Annotated in this window: 13 protein-coding genes and 1 pseudogene; 8 read left to right on the top strand and 6 right to left on the bottom strand. The window is 52.9% G+C overall.

Annotation, left to right across the window (positions count from 1 at the left end):
- Positions 1 to 169: 169 nt before the first annotated feature.
- Both B3Z23_RS14140 and btsR read left to right on the top strand, forming a co-directional pair.
- Positions 170 to 1,858, top strand: a complete 1,689-nt coding sequence (locus tag B3Z23_RS14140; RefSeq protein ID WP_294911252.1) for a sensor histidine kinase — start codon at positions 170 to 172, stop codon at positions 1,856 to 1,858.
- Positions 1,855 to 2,574, top strand: a complete 720-nt coding sequence (gene btsR, locus B3Z23_RS14135; RefSeq protein WP_294911907.1) for a two-component system response regulator BtsR — start codon at positions 1,855 to 1,857, stop codon at positions 2,572 to 2,574. Before B3Z23_RS14140 ends, btsR begins: the two co-directional genes overlap by 4 nt.
- Here the strand turns inward: btsR and yjiA are convergent.
- The 3 genes from yjiA to B3Z23_RS14120 are packed head-to-tail and all read right to left on the bottom strand — an operon-like array spanning position 2,569 to position 5,951.
- Positions 2,569 to 3,534, bottom strand: a complete 966-nt coding sequence (yjiA, locus tag B3Z23_RS14130; RefSeq protein ID WP_294911249.1) for a GTPase — start codon at positions 3,532 to 3,534, stop codon at positions 2,569 to 2,571. The genes btsR and yjiA overlap by 6 nt on opposite strands.
- Positions 3,535 to 3,547: 13 nt before the next feature.
- Positions 3,548 to 3,751 carry a YbdD/YjiX family protein gene (locus B3Z23_RS14125; protein WP_294911246.1) on the bottom strand — a complete coding sequence of 68 codons (204 nt, stop codon included), beginning with the start codon at positions 3,749 to 3,751 and terminating at the stop codon, positions 3,548 to 3,550.
- Positions 3,752 to 3,800: 49 nt separating this feature from the next.
- Positions 3,801 to 5,951 (bottom strand): carbon starvation CstA family protein, encoded by a 2,151-nt coding sequence (locus tag B3Z23_RS14120; RefSeq protein WP_294911245.1) that lies wholly within the window; start codon positions 5,949 to 5,951, stop codon positions 3,801 to 3,803.
- Between the two features lie 769 nt (positions 5,952 to 6,720).
- Here B3Z23_RS14120 and B3Z23_RS14115 point away from each other — a divergent pair.
- From B3Z23_RS14115 to mtlR, 3 genes are all read left to right on the top strand, one after another.
- Positions 6,721 to 8,646 (top strand): PTS mannitol transporter subunit IICBA, encoded by a 1,926-nt coding sequence (locus tag B3Z23_RS14115; protein WP_294911242.1) that lies wholly within the window; start codon positions 6,721 to 6,723, stop codon positions 8,644 to 8,646.
- 95 nt (positions 8,647 to 8,741) lie between these two features.
- Positions 8,742 to 9,890 carry a mannitol-1-phosphate 5-dehydrogenase gene (locus B3Z23_RS14110; protein WP_294911239.1) on the top strand — a complete coding sequence of 383 codons (1,149 nt, stop codon included), beginning with the start codon at positions 8,742 to 8,744 and terminating at the stop codon, positions 9,888 to 9,890.
- Positions 9,891 to 9,972: 82 nt separating this feature from the next.
- Positions 9,973 to 10,509, top strand: a complete 537-nt coding sequence (mtlR, locus tag B3Z23_RS14105; RefSeq protein WP_294911237.1) for a mannitol operon repressor MtlR — start codon at positions 9,973 to 9,975, stop codon at positions 10,507 to 10,509.
- 190 nt (positions 10,510 to 10,699) lie between these two features.
- Here the strand turns inward: mtlR and B3Z23_RS14100 are convergent.
- Positions 10,700 to 10,918, bottom strand: a pseudogene (locus B3Z23_RS14100) (transposase); the annotation flags it as partial.
- A 307-nt stretch (positions 10,919 to 11,225) separates the two neighbouring features.
- Here B3Z23_RS14100 and B3Z23_RS14095 point away from each other — a divergent pair.
- The 3 genes from B3Z23_RS14095 (at position 11,226) to B3Z23_RS14085 (ending at position 15,055) form a co-directional block, all read left to right on the top strand.
- On the top strand, positions 11,226 to 11,591 hold the full coding sequence (locus B3Z23_RS14095) for a nucleotidyltransferase domain-containing protein (RefSeq protein ID WP_294911234.1): 366 nt from the start codon (positions 11,226 to 11,228) through the stop codon (positions 11,589 to 11,591).
- Positions 11,592 to 12,446: 855 nt separating this feature from the next.
- Positions 12,447 to 13,919: an MFS transporter gene (locus B3Z23_RS14090; protein ID WP_294911232.1), complete on the top strand. Its 1,473-nt coding sequence runs from the start codon at positions 12,447 to 12,449 to the stop codon at positions 13,917 to 13,919.
- A 32-nt stretch (positions 13,920 to 13,951) separates the two neighbouring features.
- Positions 13,952 to 15,055 (top strand): oxidoreductase, encoded by a 1,104-nt coding sequence (locus B3Z23_RS14085; protein ID WP_294911229.1) that lies wholly within the window; start codon positions 13,952 to 13,954, stop codon positions 15,053 to 15,055.
- Between the two features lie 50 nt (positions 15,056 to 15,105).
- On the opposite strand, the gene ahr is transcribed toward B3Z23_RS14085, so the two are convergent.
- Together ahr and fumA are read right to left on the bottom strand one after the other, a co-directional pair.
- Positions 15,106 to 16,125, bottom strand: a complete 1,020-nt coding sequence (ahr, locus tag B3Z23_RS14080; RefSeq protein WP_038017254.1) for an NADPH-dependent aldehyde reductase Ahr — start codon at positions 16,123 to 16,125, stop codon at positions 15,106 to 15,108.
- 154 nt (positions 16,126 to 16,279) lie between these two features.
- Complete coding sequence (gene fumA, locus B3Z23_RS14075; protein ID WP_038017257.1) at positions 16,280 to 17,926, bottom strand: class I fumarate hydratase FumA; 1,647 nt, start codon at positions 17,924 to 17,926, stop codon at positions 16,280 to 16,282.
- Between the last annotated feature and the right edge of the window lie 37 nt (positions 17,927 to 17,963).

Here is a 17,963-nt window from a genome sequence, read left to right as displayed (position 1 = left end):
TTCGCACTGTAGTGGCGGATATACCGGAAATATCAGGCAATCTTGCTACCGACGTCCCGGGCGTCTGACAGTTATCCTTCGCCGGACAACGGTTTTCGGGGTTGTTTCAAAGAAATTCCGGCCGGAACCGGCTATGCTGCGGGTTTTAAGATGGCCCGGGGCACCCGCAATGTATGATTTTCGCTTAGTGTTGCAGTTGCTGCAGCAGATGTGTGTGTTTCTGGTGATTGCCTGGCTGATGAGCAAGACGCGATTGTTTATTCCGTTGATGCAGGTGACGGTCAGGCTCCCCCATAAGCTGCTGTGTTACATCACTTTTTCGGTGTTCTGTATTCTTGGCAGCTATTTCGGGCTGCATATTGACGATTCGATTGCCAATACCCGCGCGATTGGGGCGGTGATGGGCGGTTTGCTGGGCGGGCCGGCGGTGGGCGGTCTGGTCGGGCTTACCGGCGGATTGCACCGCTACTCGCTGGGCGGTATCACCGCCTTCAGTTGTATGCTCTCGACCATTGCCGAGGGGCTGTTGGGAGGTATCGTCCACAGCCTGCTGTTGCGGCGGGGCCGTGCCGATAAAATCTTTAGTCCACTGACGGCCGGAGCTGTCACTTTACTGGCCGAAGCACTGCAGATGGTGATTATTCTGTTGATTGCGAGGCCCTATCCCGAAGCCAGCCGTCTGGTCAGCCATATTGCGGCCCCGATGATTATTACCAATACCCTGGGCGCTGCGCTGTTTATGCGGATATTGCTGGATAAACGGGAAATGTTCGCCCGCTATACCTCGACGTTTTCGGCTACTGCATTGCGGGTGGCGGCCGCCACCGAGGGCATATTGCGCCAGGGTTTTAATCAGGAAAACAGCCTGAAGGTCGCTCAGGTGCTGCACCGGGAACTGGATATCGGCGCGGTGGCGATTACTGACTGTCATAAGCTGCTGGCGTTTACCGGTATTGGTGATGATCACCATATTGCCGGCAAACCGGTCTCTTCTCACTACACCCAACGGGCGATTAACAGCGGTGAAGTGGTCTATGCGGACGGGAATGAAGTGCCCTACTGCTGTTCGGTTAATCCGGCCTGTAAGCTGGGATCCACGCTGGTGATCCCGCTGCATGGTGAAAATCAGCGGGTGATAGGCACCATTAAACTGTATGAGGCGAAGAACCGGTTGTTCAGTTCGATTAACCGGACCCTGGGTGAGGGGATTGCCCGTCTGCTGTCTGCACAAATTCTGGCAGGGCAGTATGAACGGCAAAAAGCCCTGCTGGCACAGTCTGAAATAAAACTGCTACATGCTCAGGTGAACCCCCATTTTCTGTTTAATGCACTGAATACACTGCAGGCCGTGATCCGTAATGACAGCCAGCGTGCCGGGCAGTTGGTGCAGTATCTCTCCACTTTTTTCCGCAAAAATCTTAAGCGTTCTTCTGAGATGGCTACGCTGGAAGATGAACTGGAACATGTGAATGCCTATCTGCAAATAGAACAGGCACGATTTCAGTCCCGGCTGAAAGTGGACTTACAGATCCCTGAGGCTCTGCGGCATTACCGGCTACCGGCATTCACTCTGCAACCGCTGGTGGAAAATGCGATTAAGCACGGGACTTCGCAGTTACTCGGCACAGGTGAAATCACGATATCTGCCTGTCAGCACCAGCAATATCTGGAGGTTTCGGTGCAGGATAATGCAGGACTGTTTGTGCCACTGGCCGGTAAAGGACAAGGAATGGGAATGAGTCTGGTGGACCGACGGTTACGGGCGCGCTTTGGAGATGATTGTGGGCTGAGTGTTGATTATCAAACCGACCACTATACCCGGGTGGTTATCCGGCTACCCACGGAGGAGCAAAGATAATGGAGGTACTGATTGTTGATGATGAGCCACTGGCGCGGGAAAATCTCCGGCTGTTATTACAGCAGTACGACGATATTGTGATTACCGGCGAAGCTGCCAATGCCATTGAGGGGATGGCGGCGATTAACCGGCTGCGGCCGCAGGTGGTGTTTCTGGATATTCAGATGCCGCGCATCAGCGGGCTGGAGATGGTCGGAATGCTGGACCCACAGCAGAGGCCACATATTGTCTTCCTGACGGCCTTTGATGAGTATGCCCTGCAGGCTTTCGATGAAGACGCCTTTGATTATCTGCTGAAACCTACCGATCCGGCCCGGCTGGAAAAATGCCTGAAACGGCTGCGCCAGGTCAGTGATCCCCAGGATCTGACCTGTCTGCCGGTGTTGCAGACACCACTGAAATATATTCCGTGCAACGGACAGAATCGCATCTGGCTGTTGCCGATGGAGGAGGTAGCCTGTGTCAGCAGCCGTATCGGCGGGGTATTTGTCACCAGCAGTGCAGGGCAGGAGGGTGCGACTGAGCTGACCCTGCGGACGCTGGAACAGCGGACTCCTCTGTTACGTTGCCACCGTCAGCATATGATCAATATGGATCAGCTGCGCGAGATCCGCATGGAGGAAAATGGTCAGGGGGAACTGCGGATGAAAAGCGGCCAGACCGTGCCGGTCAGCCGCCGTTATCTGAAACGCATTAAAGAGACGCTGGGGCTATAAATTATCCGGCCGCAACGCTTCGAAGGCCTGGCGGATTTCCTGTTCCGGCAGATCAACACCGATAAAAATCAGGGTACTGGCAGGAATTTCATCATGCTGCCAGGCACGGTCCCAGCCGGAACTGTACAGCCGTTGCACGCCCTGAAACAGCAGGCGGTGAGTTTCACCGCCTACCCACAGCATGCCTTTATAGCGCAACAGGTTGTCTGCAAAGCGTAGCAGCAGGGATTCCATCACCGCAGAAAGTGCATCAAGCTCCAGCGGGTAATTGAGAGTGAGTGTCAGTGATCTGACCCTGTCATGGGTATCCGGCACAAAACGGTACTGCACCGCCGGCGCAGTGGCGGGTTCCAGCATAAATCCCCGTAAATCAAACAACGAACGGATATCGGTATCCCCATTCACCACCCGGACAATCGGGGCACGGGCATTAATCCGTTGCAGACGTTCGGTCAGGGCAGACGTATCCGGGGCGATATCGGTTTTACTGAGCAACAGCTGGTCAGCGTAACCTATCTGTGACTGAGCCACGCTGTAGTTATCCAGTTGCTGCTTGGCATGAACTGCATCCACCAGGGTTATCACACCATCCAGCTGATATTCTTCCGCCAGCCGGGGATGACTGAAGAAAGTGCGGATCACCGGGCCGGGGTCGGCCATGCCGGTGGACTCGATGATTAGCCGGTCGAAATTCAGCGCCCCCGACTGGCGGGAATCCAGCAGCTCCAGCAGTGTACTTTCCAGCTCACTGGCGCGGCTGCAACAGATACAGCCATTGGCCAGTGTCGTGATTTGGCTGGCGCGATCACCAATGATTTGCCGGTCGATGTCGGCTTCGGCAAACTCATTCTCGATAACGGCAATCCGCATTCCGTGTTCGGTCTGCAGAATGCTGTTCAGCAGGGTGGTTTTCCCGGCCCCGAGGAAACCACTCAACAATGTGACTGTGACCGGTGTCATCCGTTATTCTCCTTCAACAGCAACGCATACCTCCTTTACCATCGCCAACGTAGCGGGCCTGTTGGCGTTCACGAAAGAACTCCTCATAGCTCATCACCGGTTGGTCCGGATGGTTAATCCGCATATGCTCTGCGTAGTTGTCATAATCCGGCAGGCCAACCAGCATACGTGCGGCCTGACCCAGATATTTTGATGCCGAACCGGCCTTTCCAAACATAATGGCTCCTGTCGGGGCAGGGCTGCCTTGTCTGACAGCCCTGGCGTTTTTAGTGACCGGAGGAGGTTTTTACCCCACCTTCCGGCACCGGCACATAAGGGGTCTCTTTGTCTGTGCGCTGCGGATTTTTTCCCGCTTCGCGCCAGATTTTTATTCCGTATATCAGGATACTGTAGACCACCACCAGGAACAGGATGCTCAGCACAGCATTGGTGTAATTATTGACCACGATATGCTGCATATTAGTGATCTGGTCCGGGGTCAGACTGGTACCGGCATCAATCCGCGCCTGATAAGTTTTCGCCATATAGAAAAAACCTTCCATTTGCGGATTGTTACTGAACAGTTTCAATCCTAATGCCCAGGTGGTGCAGATAATCAGCCAGACAGCCGGAATCATCGGTACCCAGAGGTAACGGCTGCGTTTCATCTTAACCAGTACCACCGCACCCAGCGTCAGCGCCACCGCGGCCAGCATCTGGTTTGAGATACCGAACAACGGCCACAAGCTTTTGACGCCACCCAACGGATCGACCACTCCCTGGTACAGCAGATAGCCCCATAACCCGACACAACCGGCCGTACCCACAACTGAGGCCGGCAAGGAGTTGGTCTTTTTCAGGAACGGCACAAAATTACCCAGCAGATCCTGCAACATAAAGCGTCCTGACCGGGTACCGGCATCCAGCGCCGTCAGGATAAACAACGCTTCGAACAGGATACCGAAGTGATACCAGAATCCCATATCTGCCAGCGGCATAATTTTGTGGAATACATCGGCAATCCCCACCGCCAGGGTCGGTGCCCCACCGGCACGGTTAAGCAACGAAGGCTCGCCGATATTACTGGCGGTCTGCATCACCTGTTCCGGCGAAATCACAAAACCCCAGCTACTGACGGTGGCTGCCGCCTGGGCGGTCACGTCTTTGAGTTGCGCCATAATCATTGGGGCATTCGTTCCACCCAGCTCAGACAGATTGGGCATTGTGATCCCAAGCGTCGCTGGCGGGGTATTCATGGCGAAATAGAGGCCGGGTTCAATAATCGAGGCGGCGACCAGTGCCATCACGGCGACAAATGATTCCATCAGCATCGCACCATAGCCGATAAAGCGTGCATCCTTCTCGTTTGCCAGTAATTTTGGGGTGGTCCCGGAAGCAATCAGTGCATGGAAACCTGATACCGCACCACAGGCAATGGTAATAAACAGGAACGGGAACAGTGCGCCTTTCCATAACGGGCCGGTCCCATCAATAAACGGGGTAAGGGCCGGCATTTTCAGATCCGGATTGAGGATTACAATGCCGATAGCCAGCCCGACGATGACGCCGATTTTCAGGAAGGTAGCCAGATAATCGCGGGGAGCGAGGATTAACCATACCGGAAGCAGTGCCGAGATAAACGCATAGCCAATCAGCGCAAAAGTAATGGTGGTGTCTTTAAAGGTCAGGGCCGGTCCCCAGTAGGGATCACCGGCAATTACTCCGCCAAACCAGATGGAAAGCAGCAGCAACACCAGGCCAATTAGCGAAACTTCCAATACCCGACCTGGCCGCAGATAACGCATATATATCCCCATCAGCAGCGCGATAGGAATGGTCGAACAGACCGTGAACACGCCCCACGGGCTTTCTGCCAGGGCTTTCACCACAATCAGCGCCAGTACCGCGAGGATAATAATCATGATCAGGAAGCAGCCGAACAGGGCGATAGTCCCCGGCACCCGTCCCATCTCCTGCTTAATCATCTCACCGAGTGACTCACCGTTACGTCGTGACGAGAGAAACAGCACCATAAAGTCCTGCACTGCCCCGGCCAGTACCACCCCGGCCAGCAACCACAAAGTGCCTGGCAGGTAACCCATCTGGGCGGCCAGAACCGGGCCGACTAACGGGCCCGCTCCGGCAATGGCGGCAAAATGGTGGCCAAACAGCACATAGCGGTTGGTCGGAACATAGTTCAGCCCGTCGTTATTCAGTACTGCCGGGGTGGCCCGGCCAGGGTCGAGCTGCATCACTTTCTGCGCGATATACAGACTGTAGTAGCGATAGGCCACCAGATAGACCGACACCGAGGCAACGACCAGCCACATGGCACTGATATGCTCACCCCGCCGTAATGCCAGCACGCCAAGGCAAAAAGCACCAACAATCCCTAAGAGAACCCAGGGAACGTGCCTGAGTATTTTGTGTTTATCCATATTTAACCTGCTGTTTTATATTGAATTATAGGGTGACAGGGGTCACGTATTGAAGACGCCAGATAGCTGGCACCGGAACCTCCTTTCCCGGTGACTCTATCCTGACGATTTTTCGTGAGAGGCGGGAAGAAAAATGACTAAGTGGTGATATGACGCAGAGAGCGGTTGCCGGAGGCATTGAACGGTTTCTGAAGGCGACCGGCGCAGCGGTTTCTGTGATTCAGATCGCAGCCAGCAGCAGGTGGCTGGCACGACTGAGGCGAATGAAAATGGATAGCGTAAAGCGACCCTCAGGTCATTATCCGCTAACGCTAATCTGTTAACCGACAGTCAGTCATCAGCGGAAGCTGGTCCGAAAGCGACAGAATGACAGAGGCGGGTACAGATTTACGGCTGAGCGACCGGCTATCAAACTGTGATCCGGCGCATTATGGATAAAAATAAATTGTTAAGCTGATCACAAAAACAAAACAAACATGACATGAGAATGTGTGATCTACATCACATACAGGCTCGGTTTTGAGCCCGGGAAAAGCACATTCTGCATTTTTTCACAGAATATGTGTGATTCAGATCACCAAAAGCACCCCTCCACCCCATACCTGACAGTGATGCCGATCACAAATTTTTTGCTCAATATTCGGGCCGAAATCCGCGTGCTAGAGTCCGCCTCAGCAGAGCAATTCTGACGTCTGCAAAGCGTCAGCTCCAAAACAAAAAATCATCGCGCTCTCTTATTTGCCGGCGCGTATCAATAAGGGGTGTTTGTATGTCCTCATCAGATATCAGGATCAAAGTCCAAAGCTTTGGTCGTTTTCTGAGTAATATGGTAATGCCAAATATCGGGGCGTTTATCGCCTGGGGTATTATCACCGCGCTGTTCATTCCTACCGGCTGGTTACCTAACGAAACGCTGGCGAAACTGGTCGCGCCAATGATCACCTATTTGCTGCCATTACTTATCGGTTATACCGGCGGGCGGCTGGTGGGTGGTGACCGTGGTGGAGTGGTGGGTGCTATCACCACCATGGGCGTGATTGTCGGTGCAGATATGCCGATGTTCCTTGGCTCAATGATTGCCGGGCCGCTGGGGGGCTGGGCCATTCGCTCGTTTGACCGTCTGGTGGACGGGAAAATTAAAAGCGGCTTTGAAATGCTGGTGAATAACTTTTCTGCCGGCATCATCGGTATGTTACTGGCATTATTGTCGTTTATGGCGATTGGTCCGCTGGTCGAAGCGTTATCACACCTGTTGTCTGCCGGGGTCAATATCATGGTTCAGCATGACCTGCTGCCACTGACCTCTATCTTTGTTGAACCGGCAAAAATTCTGTTTCTGAATAATGCAATTAACCACGGTATCTTCTCGCCGCTGGGCATTCAGCAGGCCAGTCAGGCCGGCAAATCGATTTTCTTCCTGATTGAAGCCAACCCGGGTCCCGGGATGGGCGTACTGATGGCCTATATGTTCTTTGGCCGGGGTAATGCCAAACAGTCTGCGGGCGGTGCGGCCATCATCCATTTCTTTGGGGGTATCCACGAAATTTACTTCCCGTATGTACTGATGAACCCGCGTCTGTTGCTGGCGGTGATCCTCGGTGGAATGACCGGGGTGTTTACCCTGAGTGTACTGAATGGCGGGCTGATTTCTCCGGCGTCTCCCGGATCTATACTGGCGGTACTGGCGATGACGCCGAAAGGGGCCTACTTTGCCAATATTTCCGCGATTATCGCGGCCTTTGTAGTGTCATTCGTGGTGGCTTCTATCCTGCTGAAAACCAGCAAAGTGAAAGAAGAAGACGATATCGACGCGGCGACCCGCCGTATGCAGGAGATGAAAGCCAGCGCTAAAGGCCAGACAGTGGCTGCGGCGGCTGCGCCTGTGCAGGATGACCTGAGCCATGTGCGCAAAATCATTGTCGCCTGTGACGCCGGTATGGGTTCCAGTGCCATGGGAGCAGGCGTACTGCGGAAAAAAGTGAATGAAGCGGGTCTGCAACATATTTCGGTCACCAATACCGCCATCAACAGCCTGCCGGACGATGTGGACCTGGTGATTACTCACCGTGATCTGACCGAGCGGGCCATGCGCAAAGCACCTCAAGCCCAGCATATTTCGCTGACTAACTTCCTCGACAGCGGGTTGTACAACGACCTGACAGCACGCCTGCAACAGGCAGGCCGCAGTGCAGAGCACCGCGAAAAAGTCAGTGAAACGCTGGCGGACAGTTTTGAGCCTACACCTGAGCATTTATTCAAACTGAGTGCCGCCAATGTATTGCTGGGTAACCACGCAGATAACAAAGAACAGGCTATCCGTTTTGTCGGTGAACAACTGGTGAAAGGAGGCTATGTCGAGCCTGAATATGTGGATGCCATGCTGGAACGCGAAAAACTGACCCCGACTTACCTGGGTGAATCCATCGCGGTACCGCACGGCACTGTGGAAGCGAAAGACCGTGTACTGAAGACCGGCATCGTGTTCTGCCAGTACCCTGCGGGTGTGCTGTTTGGTGAAGAGCCGGATGATATTGCCCGGCTGGTCATCGGGATTGCTGCACGCAATAACGAACATATTCAGGTGATCACCAGCCTGACCAATGCGCTGGATGATGACAGCGTGATTGCCCGACTGGCCACCACCACCAGTGTGCAGGAAGTGCTGGATCTGTTGTCCGGTCAGCCCGGCGAATAATCCGTTCTTCCTTAACAGGGGGATATATCGCCGGTCATTTTCGGCAGTATCGCCCTGATTTTCCTGGTGGTTATGTCAAAAATACGGGACAAATTATGAAAGCATTACATTTTGGTGCCGGCAATATCGGCCGTGGCTTTATCGGTAAACTACTGGCAGATGCAGGTATTCCGGTGACTTTTGCCGATGTTAATCAGGTGGTTGTCGATGCTCTGAATATCCGGGGAGAATATCCGGTGCATGTGGTGGGTGAGCAGTCGAAAGTTGAGATAGTCAAAGGGGTCAATGCGGTCAACAGTACCAGTGATCAGGTGATCTCGCTGGTGGCAGACGTTGATCTGGTGACGACCGCGGTCGGCCCGCAAATCCTCGAACGGATTGCCGGGACTCTCGCCAAAGGGCTGGTGCAGCGTAAAGACGACGGGAATACCCAACCGTTGAATATTATCGCCTGCGAAAATATGGTGCGTGGGACCAGCCAGCTCAAGGGCCATGTACTTAAGGCGCTGCCGGCGGAATATCATCACTGGGTGGAAGAGCATGTCGGTTTTGTCGATTCTGCTGTGGACCGGATTGTGCCGCCATCGGAAGCCGGCAGCCATGACCCGCTGGAAGTGACCGTTGAAACCTTCAGTGAGTGGATTGTCGATAAAACCCAGTTTGTCGGGCCTCTGCCGTCGATTCCGGGCATGGAACTGACCGATAACCTGATGGCGTTTGTCGAAAGAAAGCTCTTTACCCTGAACACCGGTCACGCTATTACGGCTTACCTGGGACATCTGGCAGGCCATAAAACGATTCGTGATGCGATCCTTGACGAAAAAATCCGCCATGTGGTGGAAGGGGCGATGCGGGAGAGCGGTGAAGTGTTGATCCGCCGCTATGGTTTTGACCGTGAAAAACATACTGCTTATATCCACAAAATTATCAGCCGCTTTGAAAACCCTTACCTGAAAGATGATGTCGAGAGGGTAGGGCGTCAGCCGTTACGTAAACTGAGTGCCGGGGATCGTCTGATCAAACCGACACTCGGTACTCTGGAATATGAGTTATCTCAGGATCATTTGGTGACGGGGATTGCTGCGGCGTTGCATTTTCGCAGTGAGCAGGACCCGCAATCACAGGAACTGGCAGGTTTACTCACTCAGCAGAATGTCGCCGGGGCTCTGGCTGAAATCTCCGGGCTGGATGCCGACAGCCCTGTGGTCAGGGCGGTAGTTAAGGCCTGGAACGCTATGGTATAATGGCCCCGCGCTCCCAAGGGACGAAATATCAGGGCACAGCCAGGCTGTGCCCGCGCGGGTGTTATCAGGTGATACTATTGATATGCAGGCACAAATGGAACAATCACAGGCTTTTGAAAATCGGGTGCTTGAGCGCCTGAATGCCGGACAATCGGTAAGAAGCTTTCTGATAGCGACCGTCGAAATGCTGGCAGAAGCCGTGAATTTTCTGGTGGTTAAAGTGTTCCGCAAAGATGATTACGCGGTGAAGTATGCGGTAGAACCTTTGTTACTGGGTGATGGTCCGTTAGGTGAATTATCAGTGCGCCTTAAACTGATTTATGGCCTGGGGGTGATAAACCGTAATGAATATGAAGACTGTGAATTGCTGATGGCACTTCGCGAAGAACTGAATCATGATGGCAGCGAATATCGTTTTACTGATGATGAAATTCTGGGTCCGTTTGGTGAGCTCCATTGCGTTGAAGACTTACCGCCGCCGCCGGATTTTGTCAGTGATGATACCGGACTACGAGCCATGCAGCAGCAACGCTATCAGCAGATCGTCCGTTCCACCATGGTGCTCTCTCTGACCGCATTGATCGCCCGAATCAGCCAGAAACCCGCCTTTACGAAGTAACCTCTCCTGTTTATTGCCTGCCGGTTTCCGGCGCAGTCTGACGCAGTTATCAGAGATGACTGAGGATGTCGGTTATCACGCTCAGTCACTGGTACCGCAGTCATGAGCATTGGGTCAATACAATGATATGAATTTTCTGTTGAGATTACTTTCTAATGCTTTGATTTTTACAAGGAAATTGTAATTTCCCCAAAACAGCGAACATCTGTTTAAGACGCCGGTTCTCGCCTTCCAGATCTTTGATTTTGCGGATATCAGAAGCTTCCATTCCGCCATATTTTGCTTTCCAGTTGTAATAGCTGGCTTCTGAAATTGCGGCCTCGCGGCAGACATCCTTCACCGTTCGACCTGCTTCAACGGACTTCAGAACGGCGATAATCTGGTGTTCAGTAAATCGGGCTTTACGCATAGCGATCTCCTTCAGGGAACATATTCAGTATGTCCGAAGATCTCTAAAAATGAATGGTTCTTTTTGCAGGGATACTTACATGAACACCTCCTGTATTTATTATTCGAAATTTTCGTAAGTGATGGCGTTTTATGCAACCGCATTATGGTGTGGCGTGTAGCTTAACGTTGCAGGTTGGGTCCTCTGGAAGAATAAGTGCCTGTAGCGCGGGGGAAAGTTGTACTTTCTGGCACTCTTCACCTGCAAGGGCTTAACTGATCGGGTGTACTGTCCACGCCTATCCTTCATAAGGTAAACATATTCCTTGATGAAGCTGAGAAAAATGGCTGTTGATGAAACCGGTTTTATCTCCGTCCCTGACGGAAAAAATTTGCAGCCTCAGTTCAGCAATGTGATTAGCGATGTTGCTAAAGCTTTCGTCATTTCTCAGGCAGACAACATACACAGCATCTATGTCTACGGGAGCGTGGCTCTGGGTACCGCCGTAGAGACGGTGTCTGATCTGGATATCACTGTTATTTTCAGTCATGAACGCGTCGGGGCTGAATCGCCTGAACTGACTGAGGTCATTAGTTCGATCGAAGAGGCACATCCGGTAATCAGTAAAATAGATTTGGACGCCGGTACCCTCTCCACCGTGATGGATCCTCAGCAGCTCAATCGATGGGGATAAAAGGCGATGGGGTACCTTGTAATGGAGCCTGACTGAAGTAACACTTCATTAAGTATCGCCCTAATATGCAGTCGATCACTATGAAGTCTCGGTTTTCGAAAGCTGCACCTTCCCGCTTTTATACCGGGCTCCTTTTCCCTTTATCTGCTGAAAACATAATTAGCAGCTTCTATTGACGCTTATCCGTATTCCTTCAGTCTGATCGGAGGCGAGTATGGGTAACTGCGTGCACACAGCGTGCTTTGTGCAATCGGAGAGGGTTGTAGACGAACCTGAACGATAAAATTTTGCAGCTGTACAGCGTACAGGTCATGCACGATTACATCATGCCTGTGAAATTAACCAGGATCTGCTGAGCTATATGTTAGCCCTTCCCAATGAGAACTCAGCGGGTGTTGCTCGCATGATGATGTCATCTTATTAATTTAAAATAGTCATTTCCCGAAGGTGGTGGGATCTTTCAGCTTCTGGATATTTAGAATAATGACCAGCCTGCTCAGTCAATAACTTCAGGTGCTTAAAAAATTACGGAAATAACTCCATTCTGCAGAAATCATCGAAAGGCCTGAGATTACCCGAATATCCCTGCGAGGATACCGGTACGGTGACTCATGGAGTGGTACTCCCCGGGGGTGAGGGAGGGGAACCCGGCAAATCCTCTCTCGGTTCGGACTTGTTTAAGCCGCCCAGGCAGAACTGATGCGGATAACTCTGGTGAATCAGCGTTAAATGACGTTTCCCACCGGCCAAAAAACTTGCGATTTTTTGCTAGTTATGGAAATCTGGACATTAAGACGTCCAAACGTCTTAATTTACTTTCTTCCGATAAAATATAACTGATAAAACTCGCAAACTATGACGCAACTTTCTGCCGGCTTATCGCCGGATATCACCACACCAGGCAGTAATATTATTCGCAGCGCGGCGGATGTCAGCCAGCTGGTTAACAATTCAACTCATGCCAAAACCAACGCCCGGATTATCGTGGCTATCGCCTTAGGCGGGGTATTCCTGGACGCTTATGACCTTGGGGCACTGGCGTTCGGGGTTAAAGATATCACCCGCCAGTTTGGCCTTTCTCCGGAAGGTATCGGGCTGGTGGTTTCCGCCATCACCATCGGTGCAATTGTCGGGGCGGTGATCGGGGGTTATCTGACCGATAAAATCGGCCGTTATCGTGTGTTTATGGCCGATATGTTCTTCTTCGTTTTCGCTGCTCTGCTGGGTGCGTTGGCCCCGAATGCCGAGGTGCTGGGGATCAGTCGCTTTATTATGGGGCTGGGCATTGGTATCGACTTACCGGTGGCGATGGCCTTTCTCGCTGAGTTTTCGCGTCTTAAAGGGCGGGGGAATAAAGCCGCCAGTGTGGCAATGTGGTGCCCCACCTGGTACGCCGCCATCTCGGTCTCTTATCTGCTGGTGCTCGGCTTATTCTATCTGCTGCCGGCCACCCAGAGTGAATATCTGTGGCGTTATATTGTCGGATTCGGAGCGGTGCCTGCCCTGATTATCCTGACGGTACGCAAACGCTATATGACAGAATCCCCGGTATGGGCTGCACAGCAGGGCGATTTAGCCTCAGCCGCGAAGATCTTACAGACGGCCTATAATATCCCTGCGACGGTTGCGACAGATATTCCGCAGCAGAGCAGTGCTCCGGCAACCTCCCGCAAGGCGGGCTGGAAAAGCTACGGGGTGTTATTACAGGGGCGCTATCTGAGCCGTACCATTCTGACCAGTGTGATGTCGTTTGTCTCACCCTTTGCCTACGCGGCTATCGCTTTCGGTCTGCCCATTATTATCTCGACGTTATTTAAGCAGTCGATGCTCACCACCATTCTGGTATCACTGGCACTGAATCTGTTGTTCGCCTTTACCGGTGGAATCGCCGCAGTCCGGCTGGTACCCAAACTGGGTGCCCGCAGTATGACGATTGCCGGTTACGGCTGTCAGTTGGTGGCTTTACTGGGACTGGCGCTGGCAGGGCGTCCGGAAGATACCGCTCAGGCGATGATCTGCTGTGCTTTCCTTGCGCTGTTTCTGCTGGGCCAGGGCTTTGGTCCGGGGGCTCACACCATGGTATACGCCTCTCTCAGCTATCCGGCGTCTATTCGTGGTACCGGTGTCGGTCTTAATCAGACCATTACCCGTTTCAGCTCCACGCTGGCCCTGTTCCTGTTCCCTATCCTGACCGCTAACCTGGATACCGGGTTATTCTGGGTGATTGCATTGTCCCCGGTCATCGGTCTGCTGGCGTTGTTTGTCATCCGCTGGGAACCGTCGGGTTATGATGTTGATGCCGAAGATTATCAGCAAGTGACGCAATAAAATTAAGAAAAGCACCTGTCAGGGAGTTAAAGATGTCATTTACAGAAATTCAGGTAGTCCCGGGTCCGGCAAACTATTACTGCTTTCCCGGCGCATTACGTGAGCTGGAAAACTTCTATTCAGAGTCTGATCTGCAGCAGGCTTTCTGGTTGTATGGCGAGCGTGCCATTGCAGCCACAGAATCGTTTCTGCCGTCAGTCTGGTCTGCCGCTACCGCAGAGAAACATTGTGTACGGGAGCATTGCAGTGAACCGTTAATCAGCCAGCTGATTGCACAGGCCGGTGACAGCCGTAAAGTGATTATTGGTATCGGCGGCGGAACCGTGATGGATACCGCCAAAGCACTGGCCGACAGGCTGAAACTGCCGGTGGTTCTGATACCGACCATTGCCGCGACCTGTGCCGCCTGGACGCCTTTATCTGTCTGGTACAACGCCGCGGGCAGTAATGTCGGGTACGAAATTTTCAAACAGTCTAATCATCTGGTACTGGTCGAGCCGGAAATCATATTGCAGGCGCCTGCCGAATATTTGCTGGCGGGGATTGGTGATACGCTGGCGAAATGGTACGAAGCCCGGGTGTTGCTGCCGGATGAGCAGGCAGACAGCGTGCCTTATCTGGCTAAAACCGCGTTAAAAATGGCCGAAGGATTACGGGATCTGTTGTTCAGCGACAGCGCCGGAGCACTCCGTGATCAGCAACAACAGCAGCTAACCGCCCGTTTTATTGCGATCGTGGATGCCATTATTGCCGGTGGCGGACTGATTGGTGGCCTGGGCGAACGCTTTACCCGGGTGGCGGCCGCTCATGCCGTGCATAACGGGCTGACAGTACTGCCGCAGACGCATACTATCCTGCACGGGATTAAGGTGGCTTACGGGATTCTGGTGCAGGCAGCGTTACTGAACCAGCAACAGGATATCCGCAAACTGCTGCATTTTTATCGTCAGCTAAAACTGCCGGTTACCCTGGCGGAGTTGGGGGTTGATTTGCATCAGCGTGATGAGATGGACCGGATGATTGCCCATACTTTGCGTTCGCATGAAACCATCCATTTACTGCCAGTGAAAGTGACTGCCGACAGCCTGTATCAGGCGATGGCCGCGATAGAGCAGGCGGGTAAAACCGGCGAATAACCGGCAAACCGCTGAAAAAAAGGCCCGTATCACGGGCCTTTTTCGTTGGCTCAGAAATCGGCTTTTAACACGGCACGGTAGCGGGCTTTACCGTCACGAACATGCTGAATCGCATCATTAATTTTCGACATCGGGAACAGTTCAGTCTGTGGTTTCACTCCGGCGCGGGCCGCCAGTTTCACCAGGCTGCGCAGTTCATGCGGTGAACCGGTCGATGAACCGGAAACACTGCGGTCACCGGAAATCAGGGTAAATGCCGGAACCTGGAATGGCTTCATTACTGCACCCACGGTATGGAAGCTGCCGTTATAGGCCAGCGCCTGGAAGTAGGGCATCCAGTCCAGATCGACGTTAATGGTGTTAATAATCAGATCAAACTGACCTGCCAGTGCGGTCAGCGCCTGTGGATCGCGGCTGTTAACCACTTTATCGGCACCCATCGCCAGTACTTCCTGTTCTTTCGACGGGGAAGAACTGAAGGCTGTGACTTCACAACCCATGGCGTGCAGCAGTTTGATGGCAATATGGCCCAGACCGCCAATACCAATCACTCCGACACGGCTGGTGGCTGTAATATTATGCTGCAACAGCGGTTTAAATACCGTGATACCACCGCACAGCAGCGGCCCCGCTGATTCAATATCCAGAGCTTCAGGCAGCGGGATCACCCATTGCCAGTTGGCGCGGATTTTTTCTGCAAAACCGCCACGGTTCAGAATAGTGGGTACTGTGCCCTGCTGACAGTTACTCTGGCTGCCGCTGATACAGGCATCGCAGTGACCACAGCTGTGTGCTGTCCAGCCAATACCCACCCGCTGGCCCACTTTCAGGCCTTTGCTCTGCGCGGAACTCCCCAGCGCATGGACACGGCCAACAATTTCATGACCGGCAACCAGCGGGTACTGTGAAATGCCCCACTCATTATCGATCATTGATAAGTCAGAATGGCAGATACCGCAGTATTCCACCTTCACTTCAACATCTTCGGCAGCCAGCTCGCCGGCGTCAAATTCGTACAGTTCAAGTTCTGCACCCGCTTGTGCGGCGGCATAGCTTTTAATCTTGCTCATGATGTTCTCCTGTCGGGGATGTGGCTGTCAGTGTAGGACATTGTGCAACAGCCACCAAAAAAAATCGCCGCTGAGATTATGACATTCGTTGACTGAAGGGTTATCCGTTATTGCGGAAATGGCCTGCGCAGGTCGCAGGCCGGGGTGTTTGCGGTTATTTTGTGCAGGCGGCACACTGATTCTGCAGAATCTGGCTGAAGAAATCATTGCCTTTGTCATCCACCAGGATAAACGCCGGGAAATTTTCCACTTCGATTTTCCAGATAGCTTCCATCCCCAGTTCCGGATACTCGACACATTCCAGGCTTTTTATACTCTGTTGTGCCAGTACCGCGGCCGGGCCACCGATGCTGCCCAGATAAAAACCGCCATGTTTACGGCAGGCATCGGTCACTTGCTGGCTACGGTTACCTTTCGCCAGCATAATCATGCTGCCGCCGTGAGACTGCAACAGATCCACGTAAGAATCCATCCGCCCTGCCGTGGTCGGGCCGAGAGAGCCGGAGGCATAGCCTTCGGGGGTTTTGGCCGGGCCGGCGTAGTAAACCGGATGATCTTTAATATACTGTGGCAGACCTTCACCGTTTTCCAGTCGCTCTTTCAGTTTGGCGTGGGCGATATCGCGGGCCACAATAATCGTACCGTTGAGCGACAGTCGGGTGGAGGCCGGATATTCAGACAGTTGGGCCAGAATCTGTGGCATCGGTCGGTTAAGGTCAACCTCAACAACGGTGCTTTCCCCGGCTTCACGCAAATGCTCAGGAATCAGACGTGCCGGATTATGCTCCAGCTTCTCAATCCAGATACCTTCACGGTTAATCTTAGCTTTGATATTCCGGTCAGCCGAACAGGAGACGCCCATCCCAATCGGACAGGATGCGCCGTGGCGAGGCAGACGAATAACCCGGATATCATGGGCAAAATATTTACCCCCAAACTGTGCACCCAGCCCAAGGTTCTGAGCTTCTTTCAGCAATGCCTGTTCCAGTTCGGTATCGCGGAATGCCTGACCATACTGATTACCTTCGGTCGGCAGTTCGTCGTAGTAATGGGTTGAAGCCAGTTTCACTGTTTTCAGGGTACTTTCGGCCGAGGTGCCGCCAATCACAAACGCGATGTGGTAAGGCGGGCAGGCGGCCGTACCCAGGGTACGCATTTTGTCGGTCAAATATTGTTGTAGTTTGCCCGGGCTAAGTAGCGCCTTGGTTTCCTGATACAGGTAAGTTTTGTTGGCTGAACCGCCACCCTTGGCAATACAAAGAAATTTGTACTCGTCACCATCCACACTGTAGAGATCAATCTGAGCCGGCAGGTTGGTGCCGGTGTTCACCTCTTTATACATATCCAGTGCGGCGTTTTGTGAATAACGCAGGTTGTCCTGCTGAAAGGTATTAAACACACCCTCAGTCAGATGCCGTTCGTCACCGCCGCCGGTCCAGACCTGCTGGCCTTTTTTACCCATAATAATGGCGGTGCCGGTATCCTGACAGGTCGGCAGCACACCCTTGGCCGCAATTTCTGAATTGCGCAGAAACTGCAACGCGACATAGTGATCGTTTTTGCTGGCTTCCGGGTCATCCAGAATCGCCGCGACCTGCTGTTGATGCGCGGTACGCAGCATAAAAGAGGCATCATGAAAGGCTTGTTGTGCCAGCAGGGTCAGTGCCTGTGGTTCAACTTTAACGATTTCCCGGCCGTCAAACTCAGCAACCGAGACATAGTCACTGCTCAGCAGGTAGTAGTCGGTATCGTCTTTGGCTAACGGGAAGGGGTCCTGATAATGGAACGGTGTATTCGACATGTTTTCTCACTTAACCGGCGGCAACGGAACACCGTTG

This window comes from Tatumella sp. UBA2305, from assembly GCF_002345795.1.
GTDB lineage: Bacteria > Pseudomonadota > Gammaproteobacteria > Enterobacterales > Enterobacteriaceae > Tatumella > Tatumella morbirosei.
This window is presented reverse-complemented; position numbering and strand designations above follow the sequence as displayed.

Excerpts from the sequence above, each read along its gene's own strand:
- B3Z23_RS14140 (WP_294911252.1), top strand. The coding sequence starts at position 170 with ATGTATGATTTTCGCTTAGTGTTGCAGTTGCTGCAGCAGATGTGTGTG.
- yjiA (WP_294911249.1), bottom strand. The coding sequence starts at position 3,534 with ATGACACCGGTCACAGTCACATTGTTGAGTGGTTTCCTCGGGGCCGGG.
- B3Z23_RS14125 (WP_294911246.1), bottom strand. The coding sequence starts at position 3,751 with ATGTTTGGAAAGGCCGGTTCGGCATCAAAATATCTGGGTCAGGCCGCA.
- B3Z23_RS14120 (WP_294911245.1), bottom strand. The coding sequence starts at position 5,951 with ATGGATAAACACAAAATACTCAGGCACGTTCCCTGGGTTCTCTTAGGG.
- B3Z23_RS14115 (WP_294911242.1), top strand. The coding sequence starts at position 6,721 with ATGTCCTCATCAGATATCAGGATCAAAGTCCAAAGCTTTGGTCGTTTT.
- B3Z23_RS14110 (WP_294911239.1), top strand. The coding sequence starts at position 8,742 with ATGAAAGCATTACATTTTGGTGCCGGCAATATCGGCCGTGGCTTTATC.
- mtlR (WP_294911237.1), top strand. The coding sequence starts at position 9,973 with ATGCAGGCACAAATGGAACAATCACAGGCTTTTGAAAATCGGGTGCTT.
- B3Z23_RS14095 (WP_294911234.1), top strand. The coding sequence starts at position 11,226 with ATGAAGCTGAGAAAAATGGCTGTTGATGAAACCGGTTTTATCTCCGTC.
- B3Z23_RS14090 (WP_294911232.1), top strand. The coding sequence starts at position 12,447 with ATGACGCAACTTTCTGCCGGCTTATCGCCGGATATCACCACACCAGGC.
- B3Z23_RS14085 (WP_294911229.1), top strand. The coding sequence starts at position 13,952 with ATGTCATTTACAGAAATTCAGGTAGTCCCGGGTCCGGCAAACTATTAC.
- ahr (WP_038017254.1), bottom strand. The coding sequence starts at position 16,125 with ATGAGCAAGATTAAAAGCTATGCCGCCGCACAAGCGGGTGCAGAACTT.
- fumA (WP_038017257.1), bottom strand. The coding sequence starts at position 17,926 with ATGTCGAATACACCGTTCCATTATCAGGACCCCTTCCCGTTAGCCAAA.